This is a genomic window from Streptomyces sp. NPDC003032 (assembly GCF_053591415.1).
In genome coordinates, this window is sequence record NZ_JBSFTT010000022.1 from 92,386 (window position 1) to 111,434 (window position 19,049).

Below are 19,049 nucleotides of genomic sequence, written 5' to 3' on the forward strand. Positions count from 1 at the left end.
TGGACGGATCCGACTGACCGGGCTCCCATCCGGAGGGGAGCCGGGAGTCCGGTCAGCCGTCGGAAAACCGAGCCCCGGCTCCCGGCTACGGGGGGCCGGGGCTCACACACGCCCCATGGGCCTGCCTCAGGACCTCCCCCTGCTCCTCAAGAGCTTGGGAGAGGGTCCGGCAGCGACTGCGGGAGCGGGGCGGCGCCGCGACCGCACTCCATTTACGCACCGGCTTACCCACCGGCCGCCCCACCCGCGTCACACCAGCAGGTCGTCCACCTGTGCCTCGCCCTCCCGGTACCGCCGGGCGATCTCCGCGCTGCAGTCGTCCGCCGTGCGCTGCAGCGACTGCCGGCGACGCGAGACCTGTTCTTCGTACCGGACCAGGCGCCCCATGGCCGTGTGCAGCTCCTCGTCCGTGCGGGCGGCGAGGTCGGAGAGCTGCACCTCGGCGAGCATCTCCGTGGCCAGGAGGCGGTACTCCTCGCTGTGCGGGGTGCCGAGCGTGACGTGCCGGGCCGAGGAGCGGTGCCGGGCCGGTGCGTCCGCGAGGATCTCCGAGAGCCGGTCGACGACGGGCGCGTGCGGCGTGGGCGCCAGCGGGACCCGACGGCGCGCGATCTCGGCCCGCAGGATGTCGATGCGCCCCTGCAGAAGCCGCCGCACATAGCTGAGGTCGGCCTCGTCCTGCTGCGCCGCCCGCCGCAGCTCCCGCAGCTCGGGCAGGCGCCGGGCGACCAGATCGTGCCCGGCCACGTCGGGCAGCAGCGGGCTTTTCGTGCGCTGTGTCGGCGGACGCGCGACCGGCGTGCGCCGCGGCGAGATGTGGCCGGGCGGCTGCCCCGTACTTGGTGTGCTCATATGCCTCTACCCGTCCCCTCGACCGGCCTACGCGGTACACCGCGTGTGAGCATGGTGCCACTGCCAGTGGCCGCTATGTGAATGAGTGCCCGGAATCCGCCCCAGATGGGGGGATCGGGAGCATCCGAGAGGCCGCGCCCGAACGCCCGCACGGCACGGCATGATGGCCGTATGCGAGCAGTGGTGCAGAGGGTCGACGGCGCGAGCGTGGTCGTCGACGGCGAGGACGGCCCCGAGACGGTGGGCGAGATCAGCGGCGAGGGACTGTGCGTCCTGGTGGGCGTCACCCACGACGACACCAAGGAGAAGGCGGCCCAACTGGCCCGCAAGCTCTGGACGTTGCGCATGCTGGCCGACGAGAAGTCGTGCAGCGACATCGACGCGCCGCTGCTGGTCATCAGCCAGTTCACGCTCTACGGAGACGCCCGCAAGGGCCGCCGCCCCACCTGGAACGCGGCCGCCCCCGGCGATGTCGCCGAGCCCCTGGTCGACGAGGTGGTCGCCCAGCTGCGCTCCCTGGGCGCGACGGTGGCGACGGGCCGCTTCGGGGCGCGGATGAGGGTGGGGCTGACGAACGACGGCCCGTTCACGGTGCTGCTGGACATGTGACCGCGGGGCGCGCCCCTATGGCTCGACGACCACTTCCTGGGCCGCGGCGATGTCCCCGGCGACAAGCTCCGCGTCCACCGGCACGTTCCGCTTGATGAGAGCCAGCGCGATCGGCCCCAGTTCGTGATGGCGTACGGCCGTCGTCACGAACCCCAGCTTCCGTCCCTCGGCCCCGTCAGCGGCGAGGTGCAGCGGAGTCCCCGCCACCGGCAGATGGACCTCGCTCCCGTCCAGGTGGAGGAAGACGAGGCGGCGCGGCGGCTTCCCCAGGTTGTGGACGCGGGCGACGGTCTCCTGCCCGCGGTAGCAGCCCTTCTGCAGATGCACCGCCGTGCCGATCCAGCCCAGCTCGTGGGGGATCGTGCGGTGGTCGGTCTCGAAGCCGAGGCGCGGCCGGTGGGACTCGACCCGCAGCGCCTCGTACGCGAGGAGCCCGGCCGCGGGGCCGTGCCCGGCGGCGTACGACTCCAGGTCCGCGCGCGGCAGGAACAGGTCGCGGCCGTGTGCCGTCTCGCGTACGACGACGCCCTCGGGGACCGCGGCGATCGAACCGGCCGGCAGATGGACGACGGCGAAGTCGTCGGTCCGGTCGGCCACTTCGACGCGGTAGAAGAACTTCATGCTCTCCAGGTACGCGATGAGCGCGTCCTGCGTGCCGGGCTCGACGTGCGCCCAGACGGTGTCGCCGTCGTCCACGATATAGAGCGCGTGTTCGATGTGGCCGTTGGCGGAGAGGATCAGCGCTTCGGTGGCCTGGCCGGCCGGCAGCTCGCTGACGTGCTGGGTGAGCAGCAGATGCAGCCAGCTCAGCCGGTCGGATCCGGTGACGGTGACCACACCGCGGTGTGAGAGGTCGACGAAACCGGCGCCGTCGGCGAGGGCACGCTGCTCGCGGAACAGTTCGCCGTAGTGCGCGGCGACGCCTTCGTCCACGCCCTCGGCGGGGACGGCGCCGGGCAGGGACAACAAGGGGCTCTTCATGTTCACAAAGAGTACGACCAGCGGGGCGCGGCTTTTATTTCTGGCCGGGCTTCTCTTCCCGGGAGCACTTCCCGCACTGCCCGAAGATCGCGAAGTGCTTCAGGTCAGTGTCGAAGCCGAAGGTCTCCCGCAGCTTGGCGGTGAACTCCGCGGCGATCTCCGTGTCGGCCTCGATGACGCCCGTGCAGTCCCGGCAGACCAGGTGGATGTGGTGGTGCCGGTCCGCCAGGTGGTACGTCGGCGCGCCGTGCCCGAGGTGGGCGTGCGAGACGAGGCCCAGCTCCTCCAGGAGCTCCAGCGTGCGGTAGACCGTGGAGATGTTGACCCCCGACGCCGTCCTGCGCACTTCGCAGAGGATGCCGTCGGGGGTCGCGTGCTCAAGGGTGTCGACGGCTTCGAGGACAAGCTGGCGTTGCGGCGTCAGCCGGTAGCCGCGCTGCCGCAGGTCGCTCTTCCAGTCGGAGTCGGTACTCGCCACACCGTGAAGTCTAGGTCTACTTGAAGAAAGCGATGCCGTCGTCGGGCAGATCGCCGAGATTGCGCGCCATGTCGGCGACCTCCTCGGGCGTGACGACCTTCTTCAGCTGCGCCGACATGTAGGGGCGCAGCGGCACCTCGGGGGTCTGCTTCTCGCCGACCCACATCAGGTCGCCCTTCACATAGCCGTAGAGCCGCTTGCCGCCGGTGTAGGGGCCGGAGGCCGCGGTGCGCGCGACGGCGTCCGTGACCAGGTCGATCTGGGGCTTCTTGTCGGCCAGCTCGCCGTACCAGACCTCGACGACGCCGTCGTCGCGGACCATCACGACCTCGACCTTGCGGTCCTTGTCGATGCGCCAGAAGCCGGACTCGGACTCCAGCGGCTTGACCTTGTTGCCCTCGGAGTCGAGCGCCCAGGTGTACGAGCGGTACTCGATGAAGTCCCGCCCGTCATGCGTGAAGGAGACCTCCTGGCCGAAGTTCGCCTTCTCGGCGCCGGGGAAGTCGGTGACGCCCGCGCCCGCCCAGTTGCCGAGGAGGAAGGCGAGGGGGAGGAGGTCGGGGTTCAGGTCGGACGGAATCTCGATCATGGGAAGCTCAGGCGATCTGTGGAGGTCGGGAGGTGGCGGTCGTCAGCGCTGGCCCTGGTACAGCTTCTTCACGGCGAGCCCGGTGAAGGCGAGGACGCCGACGCAGACGAGAACGAGCAGGGCGGAGAAGAAGGCCTCAAGCACGGGGTGCTCCTCGGTGAGCTGGTGGGGCAGGTATCAGAGCCGGTCCCACTGTAGTCGGGCGGCGCCCGTCCCTCTCTGTGAGGGGCCTTACGATGCGGCCATGGCGAAGAAGCTCGTGATCAAGGTGACCGCCGGGGCCGACGCCCCTGAGCGCTGCTCGCAGGCCTTTACGGTGGCGGCCGTGGCCGTGGCCAGCGGGGTGGAGGTGTCGCTCTGGCTGACCGGTGAGTCGTCGTGGTTCGCGCTTCCGGGCCGCGCGGCCGAGTTCGATCTCCCGCACGCGGCGCCGCTGCCGGATCTGATCGACTCGATCATGTCGGCGGGCCGGATCACGCTGTGCACGCAGTGCGCGGCGCGGCGCGACATCACGGAGGAGGACGTCATCGCGGGCGTACGGATCGCGGGGGCGCAGGTCTTCGTCCAGGAGGCGACGACGGACGGCGTCCAGGCGCTCGTGTACTGACCGCCGGTCTACCGACGGTGCCGCTTGCCGTCCAGCTCGTCCCACCACTCGTCGGACTTGGGGTCGCCCGAGGGATCGTCCCACCAGCGGTCCTCGGGCCCGCGCCGGTTGGCGACCATGGCGGCGACCGGTGGGATCACCATCGCCACCACGCACATGCCGACGGCGACGGGGACGGACCAGAGCCGCACGACGCCCCACGCCAGGACGAACAGGGCGACGCACGTGCCCATCATGACGAAATAAGCATGGCGCCGTCGCGCGTACATACGTCCAGCGTAGGCCCGGACGAGCCGAAGGGCCGCACCCCGTTCCAGTGGCGTCCAACCCCCTGGGGTGCGGCCCTTCGGCCGTTCACGGCGCGGTAAGGACCCGATCGCGGTCAGACCGCGATCGCGACCTCCGCGAGGCCGCCCGTCTGCGCGACGACCGTGCGGTCGGCCGTTCCGCCGGGGATCAGCGCCCGGACGGTCCACGTGCCCTCGGCGGCGTAGAAACGGAACTGACCGGTCGCCGAGGTCGGGACCTCGGCGGTGAACTCGCCGGTCGAGTCGAGCAGGCGCACGTAACCGGTGACGGGCTCGCCGTCGCGGGTCACCTGGCCCTGGATCGTGGTCTCACCGGGCTTGACCGTCGAAGCGTCGGGGCCGCCGGCCTTTGCTCCACACATGTGTACTCCTGAGGGGGAAGGGAGGTCGGGGTGTCTTACTTGAGCGGGGTGTCCTACTTGTTGGCGCCGAGCTCGATCGGCACGCCGACGAGCGAGCCGTACTCGGTCCAGGAGCCGTCGTAGTTCTTGACGTTGGTCTGGCCGAGCAGCTCGTGCAGGACGAACCAGGTCAGGGCGGAGCGCTCACCGATGCGGCAGTACGCGATGGTGTCCTTGGAGAGGTCGACCTGCTCGTCCTCGTAGAGGGCCTTGAGCTCGTCGTCCGACTTGAAGGTGCCGTCGTCGTTGGCGTTCTTCGACCACGGGATGTTGCGGGCGCTCGGCACGTGGCCGGGGCGCTGCGACTGCTCCTGCGGGAGGTGGGCCGGGGCGAGCAGCTTGCCGCTGAACTCGTCGGGCGAGCGCACGTCGACCAGGTTCTGCGCGCCGATGGCCGCCACGACGTCGTCGCGGAAGGCGCGGATCGAGGTGTCCTGGGGCTTGGCCTTGTACGCGGTGGCGGGACGGCTGGGCACCTCGGCGCCGTCGACCAGGTCGCGGGAGTCCAGCTCCCACTTCTTGCGGCCGCCGTCGAGGAGCTTCACGTCCTGGTGGCCGTAGAGCTTGAAGTACCAGAAGGCGTACGACGCGAACCAGTTGTTGTTGCCGCCGTAGAGGACGACGGTGGAGTCGTTCGCGATGCCCTTCGCCGACAGGAGCTTCTCGAAGCCCTCCTGGTCGATGAAGTCACGGCGGACCGGGTCCTGGAGGTCCTTGGTCCAGTCGATCCGGATCGCGTTCTTGATGTGGTTCTTGTCGTACGCGGAGGTGTCCTCGTCGACCTCGACGATGACGACCTTCGGGTCCTCGATGTGGGCCTCGACCCAGTCGGCGTCTACCAGGACGTCGCTGCGGCTCATAGTTCTCTCCTCCGGGGCAGTTACGGCGGTGCGGCGGTGCGAGGGGACGTGCGGGTACGGCTGCGGCGCGCGGGGAGGCGCGGCGTACGTGGCACGGGGTGGCCCTGACCGAAGTCGTCAACGGGCCGGGGGAATACGGGAGTCCGAGCTCCCGCTAGAAGGTGCGACAGAGCATGGCGGCGACGCGGCACAGGTCTACTGCCCGCCGCTTCGTGAGGTCCGCCTGTCGGTTCATGGGGTCGATCGTAGGGATGCGGAGGCGGCTGTGTCACCGGTGCTCCGCATGGTGAGACTCGATCGTCCACGATATGAGAATGGTTGAAGCCCGCAGCCGCCCCGGTGGGGCCGCGGGCCCGCTGTCGCCCCCGTCACATCCGCCCGCCGGACGGCTCCGTCTCGCACTTCGGACGGCAGCCGCTCCCCGGCAGGACTCAGCCGGTCAGGCTCACGTTCGAGCCCGTCACCGACATGTCCACGCCGTCCGTGGCCACCTCGACCTTCTCCAGCTCGATCCCGGCCGGCAGGTCGTCGATCTTCTGCTCGAAGTCGGTGACGTCGCGGACCATGCCCTCGGGCAGCGGGATGGAGACGCCGAGCACGTCCAGCTTCTTCGGGATCTCGTCGGCGTGGACCACGATGTTGTCGCCCTCGACCCGGACCGAGCTGAGTACGTGGACGGGCTTGGGCAGCTTCGCGCCGCCCTTGCTGACCTCGACCTCGACCTCGATCTTGCCGTTGCCGCCGTCGGAGAGGCCGACGACCTTGCCGGTGGCGCCGAGCGGCAGCTCGACGGGCTCGGACTTGCCCGCCTTCAGGAGCTCGTCATACGTGATGTGCGCGGTGCCCGTGGCGGTCGCGGCGGTCGCGGAGCTGTAGTCGCCGGAGAACTTCACGCCCTTCATGTGGGCCTTCAGATCGGCGATGCGGACCGAGTCGGAGCTGGACTTGGCGTCGTAGTCCTTGATGCCGACCTCCACGTCGTCGAGCTCGCCGCCCGCGACCTGGGTCAGGAAGGGGAACCCCTTGATGGAGACGTCGGGAGCCTCGCTCAGCCCCTCGTTGGTGCGCAGCTTCTCCGCCGCCTCGTCCTCGGCGAAGTTCACGGCGAGCCGGTCGGCCGCCACGAACAGACCCCCGAGGATCACGACGACGACCAGAAGTATTCGTACGGCGCGCTTGCTCATGTCCGGTGTTCCCCCACCCTGATCCCCCGCCTCTACTGTCCTTGCCGCGAGCCTAAAGGACAGGTCCCCGGCCATTGGGCCCGGCCGGGGACCTGTCGATCAGCTGTGACGATCGCGTACGAGGGCGGTGGTCAGCCGATGGCGCGCCCCAGGAGGTAGACGGCCGGCGCGGCGGCGGCCAGCGGCAGCGCGACGCCCGCCGTCATGTGCACGAAGCGGGACGGGTAGTCGTAGCTGGCCACGCGGTGTCCGATCAGCGCGCAGACGCCGGCGCCGAGGGCCAGCAGCGCGCCCTTGTTCCCCAGGTCCGTCATGCCGCCGACGGCGACCCCGGCCCCGGCCGCCGCGAGCAGCGCGACGACGACGGAGGCGGGCGTCGGCAGCGGCAGCGCGCGGGCGAGGACCGCGACGGCGACGGCGATGCCGCCCACGGTGACGGCGTCGGACGCGGCCGCGAGGTGTCCGGCGGCGATGATCGCGAGCGCGGCGGAGGTGACGGTGGCCATGAGCCCGTACATCCGCTCGTCGGCCCCGGCGCGGCTGCGCAGCTGCAGGACGAGCACCAGCAGCACCCACACGCCGAGGGTGCCGAGGATCGCGGCGGGAGCGTTCTGCCTGCCCACGGCGAGGAGCGCGGCGTCGGCGGCGACACCGCCGAGGAAGGCGAGCGCGATGCCCTGCCGCGCGGGCCACATCCCGTTGAGCCGGAACCATCCGGCCGCGGTCACCGCCTGGAGGATCACCAGCGGTACGAGAAGCGCGTACTGCCCGGCGGCGGCGCCCGCGGCGAGCAGCAGTCCGAGGACCGCGGTCAGGGCCGCGGGCTGCATCCCCGGCTCTATGACGGGCGACCGGCCCTCGGCACGGGCGCGCTGGGCGTCGGTGACGCGGGCGTTGCCGGTGGTGGTGGCGGGGCCGTAGGTGGACTCCTCGGCGTCTCCCGCACCGGCCGCCGGGGGAGCCTGCTGCTCACCCTGCATAGGCAGATACGCCGTCTCCGTCGCGTCCACCGCCACGGCGGGCGGCTGCGCCTGCGTCTCCCAGGTCTGCCCCTCCCACTGCTGGGCGTACTGATTCTGGGCGTACTGCTGCTGGGCGTACTGATTCTGCGCGTACTGGTCCTGGCCGTACTGGTCCTGGCCGTACTGGCCCTGGGTGTACTGGCCCTGGGCGTGCCGCTGCTGGGCGTACTGCTGCGGGCCCGGGTAGGGCTGGGCGTACTGCTGCTGCGGGTCCGCGTACGGCTGCTGGGCGGCGTACTGCTGCTGATCCGGATACGGCTGCTGCTGGGCGTACTGCTGCTGATCCGGGTACGGGGCCTCGGGGTACTGGGCGCCGGGGTGCTGCTGCCCGGAGTCGGAGTACGGGTCGTACCCCTCGTACCCCTCGTACGGCTGATTGGACATGGCGCTCATCCTCCTGCGAACGGCGGGAGCACCTCGACCGTGCCGCCCTCGGCCAGCCGTACGGTCTCATGCCCTCGGGTCCCGACGGGGTCGCCGTCGATCAGGAAGGAGCATCGCTGAAGCACCCGGACCAGTTCCCCGGGGTGCCGCTCGCGGGCGGCGTCCAGCGCCTCGGCGAGCGTCACCGCCGCGTACGGCTCCTCGGCGACGCCCGCGGCCGCCTTGGCAGCGGCCCAGTAACGAATGGTGCCGTTCACCATGCGACCTCTCCTCTCAGTCGGCGGTTGCCGACGTCCATGATGCCGTGGCCCACGCCGCGATCCGCCCGACCAGCTCGTCGGAGGCCGCGTGCTCCGCGTGCCCCATGCCCTCCTCCAGCCACAGATCGGCGCCGTCCGGCGCGGCGGCGGCCAGTGTCCTCGGGTGGTCGACGGGGAAGTACGGGTCCCGGGTGCCGTGCACGACGAGCAGCGGCGTCCCGCCGATGAGGGGCACGGACTCCACCGGGGAGAGCGGCACGGGGTCCCACTCGTGCGGGTGGATTCGCGTGCGGAGCCCGAAGCGGCCGACGACACGCCCGGCGGGCCGCGTGATGACCCAGTGCAGCCGCCGCATCGGCGCGGTCCCCCGGTAGTACCAACGCGCCGGGGCGCTGACCGCGACCACCGCGTCGGCCCGCGCTTCCGTGCGCCCCCGGTGCGACGCGGCATGCCGCAGGACGACCGAACCGCCCATCGAGAAGCCGACGGTCACCACGCGCGCGTGGCCGAGCGAGCGAGCCCACTCCACAGCCGCCGCCAGGTCGAGCACCTCGCGGTCGCCCACCGTGGAGTGCCCGCCGGAGGCCCCGTGCCCCCGGAAGGAGAAGGTGATCACGGCCGCACGCTGGGCGAAGACGCCCGCGACGCGGCGCACGTGAGGCCGCGCGAGGTCGCCGCTGAAGCCGTGCGCGACCACGATCGCGACGCCGCCACCCGGCCCGGGACCGGGGTCGTACGCCGCGTCGATGGCGACCCCGTCCTGTGTACGGAGCGTTGCGCGACGCCGAACGTGAGGCTGCTCGCGAGTGATCGGCTGCACAGAAGATCGCGCCGCTTGACCTGCCGGACCGGAACTCATGTGAGCTATTGTGCTGGGCAGAGGATCCGGGCAGCGACGCCCCCGGGTCCTTTTGTGCTTTCAGGCACGCCGTGCACGACGGCGCGCAGGGCCGCGGGCGCGGGCCCCGAGAACGCAGCAGTGAAAACGGCGCCGACGACGCCAACGCAGCAAGACGTACGAAGCAGTGCCGTAAACGTCCTCGCAGGGACCGAGGAGGAACCGACGTTATGGGCGAGCGAAACGTGCACGACCGCAGGACGACCCGAGCAGGTGAGGGGCGATGAGTTCTCTGCTGCTCCTGACCAATGCCCTCCAGCCGTCGACGGAGGTGCTCCCTGCCCTCGGCCTGCTCCTTCACAACGTGCGCGTCGCCCCGGCGGAGGGGCCCGCTCTCGTCGACACCCCCGGTGCCGACGTCATCCTCGTCGACGGGCGCCGCGACCTTCCGCAGGTGCGCAGCCTCTGCCAGCTGCTGCGCTCCACGGGCCCCGGCTGTCCGCTGGTCCTCGTGGTCACGGAGGGCGGCCTCGCGGCCGTCACCGCGGACTGGGGCATCGACGACGTACTCCTCGACACGGCAGGACCGGCCGAGGTCGAGGCGCGGCTGCGGCTCGCGATGGGCCGCCAGCAGATCACCTCCGACGACTCCCCCATGGAGATCCGCAACGGCGATCTCTCCGTGGACGAGGCGACGTACAGCGCGAAGCTGAAGGGCCGGGTCCTGGACCTGACCTTCAAGGAGTTCGAGCTGCTCAAGTACCTCGCGCAGCACCCGGGGCGGGTCTTCACCCGCGCCCAGCTGCTCCAGGAGGTCTGGGGCTACGACTACTTCGGCGGCACGCGGACGGTCGACGTCCATGTGCGGCGGCTGCGGGCGAAGCTCGGGGTCGAGCACGAGTCGCTCATCGGGACCGTCCGGAATGTCGGTTACCGCTTCGTGGTCCCGGAGAAGGTGGAGCGGGCCGCCGAGGAGGAGAAGGCGAAGGCGGCGAAGACGGCGGCCGAGGGGGCCGCGGCGACCGAGGCCGAGGAAGCTGTCGTACGGCCTACGGGACGGTAGGTCCATCCGCGTAGACTGCGCGCGTGGCCAAGGTGACGCGGGACGATGTGGCGCGACTGGCGGGTACTTCGACCGCTGTCGTCAGTTATGTCATCAATAACGGACCCCGGCCGGTCGCCCCGGCCACGCGCGAGCGCGTACTCGCCGCGATCAAGGAGCTGGGTTACCGCCCGGACCGGGTCGCGCAGGCCATGGCGTCCCGCCGCACGGACCTCATAGGCATGATCGTGCCGGACGCGCGTCAGCCCTTCTTCGCGGAGATGACGCACGCCGTCGAACAGGCGGCGTCCGAGCGCGGAAAGATGGTCCTCGTCGGCAACTCCGACTATGTGGAGGAGCGCGAGACCCACTATCTGCGTGCCTTCCTCGGCATGCGGGTCTCCGGCCTCATCCTCGTCAGCCACGGCCTGACCGACCAGGCCGCCGCCGAGATAGACGCCTGGGACGCGCGCGTGGTGCTGCTCCACGAGCGGCCCGAGGCCATCGACGACGTCGCGGTCGTCACGGACGACGTCGGCGGCGCGCAGCTCGCCACGCGGCATCTGCTCGAACACGGCCACGAGTACGTCGCCTGCCTCGGCGGCATGGCCGGGACCCCGACCGTCGGCGACCCCGTCTCCGACCACGTCGAGGGCTGGCGGCGTGCGATGCGGGAGGCCGGGCGGTCGGTGGAGGGGCGGCTCTTCGAGGCCCCCTACAACCGCTACGACGCGTACAAGGTCGGCCTGGAGCTGCTCGCCGGGCCCCACCGGCCCACCGCCATCTTCTGCTCCACGGACGACCAGGCGATCGGGGTGCTGCGGGCGGCGCGGGAGCTGCGCATCGACGTGCCCGGGGGGCTGGCCGTCGCCGGCTTCGACGACGTCAAGGAGGCGGGGCTGACGGATCCGCCGCTGACGACGGTGGCCTCGGACCGCCCCGCGATGGCTCGCGCCGCGGTGGATCTCGTCCTGGACGACGGGCTGCGGGTCGCCGGGTCGCGACGGGAGCGGCTGAAGCTGTTTCCCTCGCGGTTGGTGGTGCGGCAGTCCTGTGGCTGCGAGTAGCCGGGTCTGGCCTCTGGCCTTGGGGGGGTGTACTAGCCCGCCGCTTCGCGGCGGGTGTCTCCCACCCACCGCCCACCCGTTACCCCGAGTCTCTGGCTTTATAAGGGGCATACATACTTCTGCCGGGCTTCTCAGGACGTACTAAGCCCGCTCTCATGTACGCCGGTCACTCTCAGAGACATGACCGAGACCTTCCGCCACAGCGGCGAGTACCCCACGCAGCAGCCGTCCGCGCCTGTGCACCACGGCGGTACGCGGGGCGGCGCCTACCCGCCCCCGCCCGCCCACGCGCCGGAGGCACCCGAGAACGCACCCCACGACCCCGCCCCCCGGCGCCGCCGGGCGAAGGGCCCCGTGGCCCTGCTCGCCGCCGTCGCCATAGCGGCCGCGGCCATCGGCGGCGGGACGGCGTACGCCGTGCAGACGCTCACCGACCAGGGCGCCGGCACCTCCGCCACCAGCACGGATGTGGTGCCGACCAGCAAGAAGGGCACCGTCTCCGGTGTCGCCGAGGCGGTCAGCCCCAGCATCGTCGAGATCAGCGCCACGACGGCACAGGGCAAGTCGACCGGCTCCGGTGTGATCACCAAGAGCGACGGTGAGGTCATCACCAACAACCACGTCGTCTCCGGCGCCACGTCGATCAAGGTGCGGACCAACGACGGCAAGACGTACGACGCCGAGGTCGTCGGCACCGACAGCAAGAAGGACCTCGCGCTCATCCAGCTGAAGAACGCCTCCGGCCTGAAGCCGGCGACCCTCGGCAACTCCGAGAACGTCAAGGTCGGCGACGAGGTCGTCGCCATCGGCTCCCCCGAGGGCCTGACCGGCACCGTCACCAGCGGCATCGTCTCCGCGCTCGACCGGGACGTCACCGTCTCCACCGGCGAGGGGCAGCAGCAGCCGCAGAGCCCGCAGGGCGGCTGGCCGTTCGAGTTCGGCGGGGAGGAGTTCAACGGCGACACCGGGTCGTCGAAGACCACGTACAAGGCGCTCCAGACCGACGCCTCGCTCAACCCCGGCAACTCCGGTGGCGCCCTCATCGACATGAACGGCAACATCATCGGCATCAACTCGGCGATGTACGCGCCCAGTTCGTCGGCGCAGGGCGGCGGCGACTCCGCCTCCGGCAGTGTCGGCCTCGGCTTCGCCATCCCGATCAACACCGTCAAGGACGACCTCGGCAAGCTCCGCTCCGGCTCGAAGACCTGACCCCGGCCGAAACGAGCGCCCCGCGTGCGAGGCTGATACCGGCCCGTTCCGCCCCTTACCCGAGGAAGTCCGAAGCCCATGAGCCCCGCCGAAGGCGACCGCACCGGTGACCGCGAGCAGCTGCGCATCCTGATCGTGGACGACGAACCCGCCGTGCGGGAGGCACTGCAGCGCAGCCTCGCGTTCGAGGGATACGGCACGGAGGTCGCCGTCGACGGCGCCGACGCCCTGGAGAAGGCCGCGGCCTACCGACCCGACCTCGTCGTACTCGACATCCAGATGCCCCGCATGGACGGCCTCACCGCCGCGCGCAGGCTCCGCGCCACCGGTTCGACCACGCCGATCCTGATGCTGACCGCGCGCGACACGGTCGGCGACCGCGTCACGGGACTCGACGCGGGCGCCGACGACTACCTGGTCAAGCCGTTCGAACTGGACGAGCTGTTCGCACGTATCCGCGCGCTCCTGCGCCGCATCTCGTACGCCGCCGGGGCGGGGCAGGCCGAGGAGGGCGACACCCTCGCCTTCGCCGACCTGCGGATGGACCTGGCGACGCGCGAGGTCACGCGGGGCGGGCGCACGGTCGAACTGACCCGCACGGAATTCACCTTGCTGGAGATGTTCCTCGCGCACCCCCGCCAGGTCCTGACGCGCGAACAGATCCTCAAAGCGGTCTGGGGCTTCGACTTCGAGCCCACCTCCAACTCCCTCGACGTGTACGTCATGTACCTGCGCCGCAAGACGGAAGCGGGCGGCGAACCCCGCCTCGTGCACACGGTGCGGGGCGTGGGGTACGTACTGCGGGGCGGCGAGTGAGCGGCCTCGTACGACGCTTCCGGCGGCTTCCGCTGCGGTCGCGGCTGGCTTTGCTGGTCACCGTGGCGGTGGCCCTCGCGGTGGCGGCGGTCGCGGTGTCCTGCTGGGTGCTCACCCGCGCGCAGTTGCGGGACCAGATGGACCAATCGCTGCGCAGCCTCAATGTGGGCCGCGGCTACCTGGACCTGACGGCCGCCGCCTGCAATGACGGCAGCATCAGCCCCAACGCCGAGACCCCGCCCGGAACCACCACCGTCTTCGTCCAGATCATCCGGCCGGACGGCTCGCGCTGCGTGGGCCGCGACTCCACACCCGTGGTGGTGCAGGACTCCGACGTACAGGTGGCCCAGCACCTGCGGGAGCAGACTCTGCACGACGGCAAGACGGACAGCGGGGTCTCGGTGCGCGTTCTGACCCAGGTGGACGCGGACAGCCGGTACACGGTGTCCCTGGCCCGTCCGCTCTCGGAGGTCGACGAACCGCTGAACAGTCTCGCCCTGCTGCTCACCGCCGTAGGCGGAATCGGCATCCTGGGCGCCGGCGCAGCCGGCCTCTGGGTGGCCCGCACCGGGCTCCGCCCGGTGAACCGGCTCACCGAGGCCGTGGAGCACGTGGCCCGCACAGAAGACCTCGACCTCCGTATCCCCGTGGACGGCGACGACGAGATCGCCCGCCTGTCGGAGTCCTTCAACTCCATGACCGCCTCACTGGCCTCCTCCCGCGACCTCCAGCAGCAGCTGATCGCCGACGCCGGTCACGAACTCCGCACGCCGCTCACCTCCTTGCGTACGAACATCGAGCTGCTGGCCCGCAGCGAGGACACGGGCCGGGCCATCCCGCCCGACGACCGCAGGGCACTGCTCGCCTCCGTCAAGGCACAGATGACGGAGTTGGCTTCGCTGATCGGCGACTTGCAGGAGCTTTCCCGCCCCGACGCGGGCCACGGCGGCGCCAAGGTCCAAGTGATCGCCCTTCACGACCTGGTGGAGACCGCCCTGGAACGGGCCAGGCTGCGCGGCCCCGAACTGACCTTCACGGCGGACCTGGCCCCCTGGTACGTCCGCGCGGAGCCCGCGGCCCTGGAGCGCGCCGTGGTCAACATCCTGGACAACGCGGTGAAGTTCGGCCCGTCCGGCTCCGTCATCGAGGTCGCCCTGAAGGGCGGCGAACTGACGGTCCGCGACCGCGGCCCCGGTATCCCCGCCGAGGAACTCCCCCACGTCTTCGACCGCTTCTGGCGCTCCCCCACCGCACGGAGCCTGCCGGGCTCGGGCCTCGGCCTCTCGATCGTGGCCCGCACGGTGCGCCAGTCCGGCGGCGAGGTGACCCTGGGCGCGGCCCCCGGCGGCGGCACGGTGGCCTCTGTACGACTGCCGGGCGCGGCGACGCCACCCCCCGGCGACCCCACCCTGTCGGAGCGTACGCCGGACGCGTGAGCGTCGGGGCACGAAGGGTAATCGGCTCGCGTCAGGGCAGAGAGAACCAACATGACCGACGCGGACGAAGCGCAGGAGCCGGAACGGATGAGGCTGCTCCCATGGGCCTCACCCGAGGGCGGGCCGTGCTACCTCGACACGGACGACCCCCGGAGCCTGCTCTCCCTCCTGGCCGATGAGGTGGAGGAGGCTCAACTGTCGTCCGGCCGTGAGGTGCTGATGGGCTCCGAGGCGGTACTGGCCGACGCCATGGCGGGCGAACGAGCCATCCGCTTCGCCCTGACCCGCACGACCGAGTCCCTCCGCGAGGCGTTGCGCATCGCCCACAGCAGAGGCGATCGCGTCCAGAGCTGATCCGCTCGGGAAGGGGCTGCCCGGACCGTCGCGAGACGGAGCGTCTTGTCATGCGGGGCGCATCGCGCTACAGTCGTCATACGCGAGACGGCACGTCTCGTGCATGCGGAACTCGCATACGGAAGTCGTATGCGGAACCAGCACCCCCGCCGCCCAGCCCCAAGAGGCCTACTTGTACCCATCTGCCGACGCACCCACCACCCCCATCACCTCTCCCGCCAACTCCCCCACCACCTCCCAACTCACCCTCACCCACCTCACCAAGCGCTACACCGACCGCCTCGTCCTCGACCGCGTCTCCCTCTCCATCCGCCCCGGCGAGCGAGCCGGCGTCATCGGGGACAACGGCTCAGGGAAGTCCACCCTGCTGCGCCTCATCGCCGGGCTGGAGTCGCCGGACAACGGCGCGATCACCGTCAGCGCCCCCGGCGGCACCGGCCACCTCGCCCAGACCCTCGACCTTCCCGGCACCTCCACCGTCGGCGACGCCATCGACGTCGCCCTCGCCGAGCTGCGCTCCCTGGAGCGGCGGATACGGATCGCCGGGACGGAGCTGGAGGGCGCGGAACCAGCGGCGTACGACCGCTACGCCGCCCTGGTCGCCGCCTTCGAGGCGCGCGGTGGGCACGACGCCGACCGGCGCGTCGCGGTCACGCTGCGCCACCTCGGTGAGCGCGCGCCGCTGGAGCGGGCGCGACCGCTGGCCACGCTCTCCGGCGGGCAGCGCTCCCGCCTCGCGCTCGCCGGGACCCTCGCGTCCTCCCCCGAGCTGCTGCTCCTCGACGAGCCCACGAACGACCTCGACGACGAGGCCGTGCGCTGGCTGGAGGACCGGCTGCGCGCCCACCGCGGCACGGTCGTCGCCGTCACGCACGACCGCGCCTTCCTCGACCGGGTCACCACCACCATCCTGGAGGTGGACGGCGACGAGCGGACCGTGCGGCGCTACGGCAACGGATACGCCGGGTACCTGACCGCCAAGGCCGCCGAACGCGCCCGTCACGCGCGGGAGTACGAGACGTGGCGCGCCGAGGTCGCCCGGCAGTCGGCGCTCGCCGAGTCGAACATCGGGCTGCTCTCCGCCATCCCGCGCAAGGCGCCGAGCGCCTTCAGCGGCGCGGGCGCGTTCCGCGCGAGGTCGCGCGCGCACGGCGCGATGGGCCGCATCCGCAACGCCCGCGAGCGGTTGCAGCGCCTCACCGAGAATCCGGTCCCCGCTCCCCCGCGGCCCCTGCGTCTCACGGCGCGCGTCGCCGGGGAGGCCGTGGGCGCCGCCGAGCTGACCGACGTACGCGTGGCGGGGCGGCTGACCGTCGAGGGGACGCTGCGGATCGGCGCCGGTGAGCGGCTGCTCGTCACCGGGCCCAACGGCGCGGGCAAGTCGACGCTGCTGCGGCTGCTCGCCGGGGAGCTGGCGCCCGACAGCGGGGAGGTCCGCCGGCCCGCGCGGGTCGGCTTTCTGCGGCAGGGCAACTCCCTATGGGCGGAGGGTCGTTCCGTGCTCTCCGTCTTCGGTGAGGAGCGGCGCGATGAGTTGCTGAGCCTCGGGCTGTTCCGTGAGGCGGATCTCGTACGGGCCGTACGGGACCTCTCCGTGGGCCAGCGCCGCCGCCTCGAACTGGCCGAGCTGGTCTCCCGGCCCCTGGACCTGCTCCTCCTCGACGAGCCGACGAACCACATGTCCCCCGCCCTGATCGAGGACCTGGAGGCGGCACTCGCCCACTACCGGGGCACCCTCGTGATCGTCAGCCACGACCGGCGGCTGCGGTCGCGCTTCCGGGGCGGGCACCTCTCCCTGAGCGGCGGCCACCTCGGCGACCGTCGAGGCGACCGTTGACACGGTCGCGGAATTGACCGGTTTCATTGACCTCCAACTGCACCCTGGTCGGGGCCAATCCCGCGCCTAGAGTCTTACTCACAAGGCCACGGCGAAAGCCCGGGGCCACCGCCCGGAGCAGGGAGAACGACCATGAACGCCAGCATCCTCAAGCCGGTTCTGACCCGCGCCGCCACCGCCGAGACCACCAGTGACCCGAGCAGCGTCATGACCCTGCTCGCCGACTCCGGCACCGACGGCAGCTCGGTCACCAGCTACCGCTCGACCTTCGCCAAGGGGGCCGTGGGCGCGCCCGCCCACTTCCACACCAAGGCCTCGGAGCTCTTCTTCGTCATCGGAGGCTCCCTCCAGGTGCTCGTCGACGACGAGGTCAAGGTCCTGGAGCAGGGCGACTTCCTGCTCGTGCCGCCGCACACCCCGCACGCCTTCGCCGCGGCCCCGGGCTCCGAGGCCGACGTCCTGTTCGTCTTCACGCCGGGCATGCCCCGCTTCGACTACCTGCGGCTGCTCGGCCGCGTGATGCGGGGCGAGGCGAGCCCGCAGGAGATCAAGGACTCCTCGGAGCAGTACGACAACCACTACGTGGACAGCCCGGCGTGGCGTGCCGCCCTCGAAGCGGGTCAGTGACCGAAGCCCAGCCCCGTCCCCGTGAGACGTACGCGGATGCCCTCCTTCTCCACCGTCACGTCCCGCAGCGCCACCGTCCCCGCGCCCGGCAGCTTCGGCAGCTGGAAGGCGAGGGTGAGGCGGTCGGCCAGGACGGGGCGGGTGAGCTGGGAGAGGCCCTTGATTAGGGCGGGGTCGAGGCCGAGCTTCTTGAGCAGCCACGGGTGGCCCATCGCCACGTCGATGAGGTTGAGGCCCATCACGTCGCTCACGAAGTGCGGCGAGCCGGTGAGTTCGCCCAGCTTGGCGTCGCTCTTGAGGGCCTCGCGCACCACCGAATCGGGTACGCCGAGCCGCTCGACGATCGCGGGCACGGAAAGCAGCGCCTTCGCCTTGGCCGTCTCCTTGGCCACGCGGTCGGCGGAGCCGCGCGACAGGTGCAGGCCCTCCTTCTCGCGCGTGCCCGGACGGTACGTCGCCAGGTCACCGAGTTGCAGGCTCATGCCGCCGATGTCGGTGGAGATGCCGCGCTCGCCGTTGCGCTGGATGCGGGCGTCGGCGCGCACCTTCAGGTCGTGCCCCGCGACGGGCAGCGTGCCGCGCGCGAGGACCTGGTCGCGGCCGCGGCCGGTGAACGTGACCTGGGAGGCGCCGAGTTCGCGGTTGAGGTCCTCGAAGGAGAGCAGCACCTCGCCCTCCATCGCGCCGATGCGGGCGCCGTCGACCGAGGTGGGCCCGTCGCCGTCGATCGTGACGTCCGTGGCGGTCGCGGAGACCTTGGCGAGCGAGACGCGGTCGGCCGCGACGTCCGGGACGGTCACCTTCACCTTGTCCAGGCGCCTGTCGAAGACCTGCGTGAGGAACGGGAACCCTTCGATGTCCACCTCGGGCGCCGCGCTCAGACGCATCTGCTCCTTGAGCTTGTCCGCGGCCTCGTGCTCGGCGTAGAGCAGGGCCCAGCGGTCGCCGAGGGCGAGGAAGGCGGCGGCGACGAGGACGGCGACCAGGGCTTTCGCGGCGAGCGGGAGGCCCGCGAAGCGGCTACGACCACGGCTGCGGCTGCGGCCCCGGCGGCTGCCGCGGCGGTGGTTGGGCGGTTCCCAGGGAGCTTCGGCGGCGTCCTCCTCGGGCTTCTCCTCGTGGAGGAACTCCTCCAGCGGGTTCGGCGCGAGGGCGGCCAGCTCGTCGTACGGATTGCTGTAGGGCTTGTTGGACGGGGGTGGTTGCGTGGTTATGCGGTGGGGGGAACGCATCAGATGATCTCACCATACGTTCACACCCCACCCCAAGCCTTACCTCCAGTAGG

General features: G+C 71.2%; 23 protein-coding genes. 10 read left to right on the forward strand and 13 right to left on the reverse strand.

Going from position 1 to position 19,049, the window contains the following annotated elements; translation table 11 throughout:
* Positions 1-249: 249 nt before the first annotated feature.
* Entirely contained in the window at positions 250-852 is a 603-nt protein-coding gene (locus ACWDZ7_RS27775; RefSeq protein ID WP_451800665.1) for an RsiG family protein, read from the reverse strand.
* A gap of 171 nt (positions 853-1,023) precedes the next feature.
* On the opposite strand from ACWDZ7_RS27775, the gene dtd reads away from it, so the two are divergent.
* Complete coding sequence (dtd, locus tag ACWDZ7_RS27780; protein WP_451800666.1) at positions 1,024-1,461, forward strand: D-aminoacyl-tRNA deacylase; 438 nt, start codon at positions 1,024-1,026, stop codon at positions 1,459-1,461.
* 15 nt (positions 1,462-1,476) lie between these two features.
* Here the strand turns inward: dtd and ygfZ are convergent, their stop codons facing one another.
* From ygfZ to ACWDZ7_RS27795, 3 genes are read right to left on the reverse strand one after another with little or no spacing between them, the layout of a single operon-like run.
* Positions 1,477-2,442: a CAF17-like 4Fe-4S cluster assembly/insertion protein YgfZ gene (gene ygfZ, locus ACWDZ7_RS27785; RefSeq protein WP_451800667.1), complete on the reverse strand. Its 966-nt coding sequence runs from the start codon at positions 2,440-2,442 to the stop codon at positions 1,477-1,479.
* Positions 2,443-2,476: 34 nt separating this feature from the next.
* Entirely contained in the window at positions 2,477-2,920 is a 444-nt protein-coding gene (locus ACWDZ7_RS27790; RefSeq protein WP_451800668.1) for a Fur family transcriptional regulator, read from the reverse strand.
* A gap of 16 nt (positions 2,921-2,936) precedes the next feature.
* The gene (locus tag ACWDZ7_RS27795; RefSeq protein ID WP_451516440.1) at positions 2,937-3,509 is read right to left on the reverse strand and encodes an FABP family protein; all 573 of its coding nucleotides are present in this window, start codon (positions 3,507-3,509) and stop codon (positions 2,937-2,939) included.
* Positions 3,510-3,753: 244 nt separating this feature from the next.
* On the opposite strand from ACWDZ7_RS27795, the gene ACWDZ7_RS27800 reads away from it, so the two are divergent.
* Positions 3,754-4,116, forward strand: a complete 363-nt coding sequence (locus tag ACWDZ7_RS27800) for a DsrE family protein (protein ID WP_451800669.1) — start codon at positions 3,754-3,756, stop codon at positions 4,114-4,116.
* A gap of 8 nt (positions 4,117-4,124) precedes the next feature.
* On the opposite strand, the gene ACWDZ7_RS27805 is transcribed toward ACWDZ7_RS27800, so the two are convergent.
* The 8 genes from ACWDZ7_RS27805 to ACWDZ7_RS27840 form a co-directional block, all read right to left on the reverse strand.
* Positions 4,125-4,385: a DUF3099 domain-containing protein gene (locus ACWDZ7_RS27805; RefSeq protein WP_451516438.1), complete on the reverse strand. Its 261-nt coding sequence runs from the start codon at positions 4,383-4,385 to the stop codon at positions 4,125-4,127.
* Between the two features lie 113 nt (positions 4,386-4,498).
* On the reverse strand, positions 4,499-4,786 hold the full coding sequence (locus ACWDZ7_RS27810) for a DUF1416 domain-containing protein (RefSeq protein ID WP_451800670.1): 288 nt from the start codon (positions 4,784-4,786) through the stop codon (positions 4,499-4,501).
* Positions 4,787-4,839: 53 nt separating this feature from the next.
* A complete protein-coding gene (locus tag ACWDZ7_RS27815) occupies positions 4,840-5,685 on the reverse strand; it encodes a sulfurtransferase (RefSeq protein ID WP_451516437.1) in 846 nt (281 codons plus the stop codon).
* Between the two features lie 154 nt (positions 5,686-5,839).
* Positions 5,840-5,920 carry a putative leader peptide gene (locus ACWDZ7_RS27820; protein WP_356580218.1) on the reverse strand — a complete coding sequence of 27 codons (81 nt, stop codon included), beginning with the start codon at positions 5,918-5,920 and terminating at the stop codon, positions 5,840-5,842.
* A gap of 196 nt (positions 5,921-6,116) precedes the next feature.
* On the reverse strand, positions 6,117-6,869 hold the full coding sequence (locus ACWDZ7_RS27825; RefSeq protein ID WP_451800671.1) for an LmeA family phospholipid-binding protein: 753 nt from the start codon (positions 6,867-6,869) through the stop codon (positions 6,117-6,119).
* 131 nt (positions 6,870-7,000) lie between these two features.
* Positions 7,001-8,275: a hypothetical protein gene (locus tag ACWDZ7_RS27830; RefSeq protein ID WP_451800673.1), complete on the reverse strand. Its 1,275-nt coding sequence runs from the start codon at positions 8,273-8,275 to the stop codon at positions 7,001-7,003.
* Positions 8,276-8,280: 5 nt separating this feature from the next.
* Entirely contained in the window at positions 8,281-8,535 is a 255-nt protein-coding gene (locus ACWDZ7_RS27835) for a MoaD/ThiS family protein (protein WP_451800675.1), read from the reverse strand.
* 13 nt (positions 8,536-8,548) lie between these two features.
* The gene (locus ACWDZ7_RS27840) at positions 8,549-9,394 is read right to left on the reverse strand and encodes an alpha/beta hydrolase (protein ID WP_451800677.1); all 846 of its coding nucleotides are present in this window, start codon (positions 9,392-9,394) and stop codon (positions 8,549-8,551) included.
* A gap of 262 nt (positions 9,395-9,656) precedes the next feature.
* Between ACWDZ7_RS27840 and ACWDZ7_RS27845 the strand changes: the two genes are divergently transcribed.
* The 8 genes from ACWDZ7_RS27845 (at position 9,657) to ACWDZ7_RS27880 (ending at position 17,764) form a co-directional block, all read left to right on the forward strand.
* Positions 9,657-10,436 carry a response regulator transcription factor gene (locus ACWDZ7_RS27845; protein ID WP_451800678.1) on the forward strand — a complete coding sequence of 260 codons (780 nt, stop codon included), beginning with the start codon at positions 9,657-9,659 and terminating at the stop codon, positions 10,434-10,436.
* Positions 10,437-10,459: 23 nt separating this feature from the next.
* Complete coding sequence (locus tag ACWDZ7_RS27850) at positions 10,460-11,482, forward strand: LacI family DNA-binding transcriptional regulator (RefSeq protein ID WP_451800679.1); 1,023 nt, start codon at positions 10,460-10,462, stop codon at positions 11,480-11,482.
* Positions 11,483-11,662: 180 nt separating this feature from the next.
* Complete coding sequence (locus ACWDZ7_RS27855) at positions 11,663-12,694, forward strand: S1C family serine protease (protein ID WP_451800681.1); 1,032 nt, start codon at positions 11,663-11,665, stop codon at positions 12,692-12,694.
* A gap of 78 nt (positions 12,695-12,772) precedes the next feature.
* Positions 12,773-13,510 carry a response regulator transcription factor gene (locus ACWDZ7_RS27860; RefSeq protein ID WP_451516429.1) on the forward strand — a complete coding sequence of 246 codons (738 nt, stop codon included), beginning with the start codon at positions 12,773-12,775 and terminating at the stop codon, positions 13,508-13,510.
* Positions 13,507-14,946 (forward strand): sensor histidine kinase, encoded by a 1,440-nt coding sequence (locus tag ACWDZ7_RS27865; RefSeq protein WP_451800683.1) that lies wholly within the window; start codon positions 13,507-13,509, stop codon positions 14,944-14,946. The genes ACWDZ7_RS27860 and ACWDZ7_RS27865 overlap by 4 nt, the downstream gene beginning before the upstream one ends.
* A gap of 51 nt (positions 14,947-14,997) precedes the next feature.
* A complete protein-coding gene (locus tag ACWDZ7_RS27870) occupies positions 14,998-15,300 on the forward strand; it encodes a hypothetical protein (RefSeq protein ID WP_451800685.1) in 303 nt (100 codons plus the stop codon).
* Positions 15,301-15,505: 205 nt separating this feature from the next.
* Positions 15,506-17,137, forward strand: coding sequence for a ribosomal protection-like ABC-F family protein (abc-f, locus tag ACWDZ7_RS27875; RefSeq protein WP_451800764.1), 1,632 nt, complete (start codon positions 15,506-15,508; stop codon positions 17,135-17,137).
* A 132-nt stretch (positions 17,138-17,269) separates the two neighbouring features.
* Positions 17,270-17,764, forward strand: coding sequence for a cupin domain-containing protein (locus tag ACWDZ7_RS27880; RefSeq protein ID WP_451800686.1), 495 nt, complete (start codon positions 17,270-17,272; stop codon positions 17,762-17,764).
* Here the strand turns inward: ACWDZ7_RS27880 and ACWDZ7_RS27885 are convergent.
* On the reverse strand, positions 17,758-18,996 hold the full coding sequence (locus tag ACWDZ7_RS27885; protein WP_451800687.1) for an LmeA family phospholipid-binding protein: 1,239 nt from the start codon (positions 18,994-18,996) through the stop codon (positions 17,758-17,760). The genes ACWDZ7_RS27880 and ACWDZ7_RS27885 overlap by 7 nt on opposite strands.
* Between the last annotated feature and the right edge of the window lie 53 nt (positions 18,997-19,049).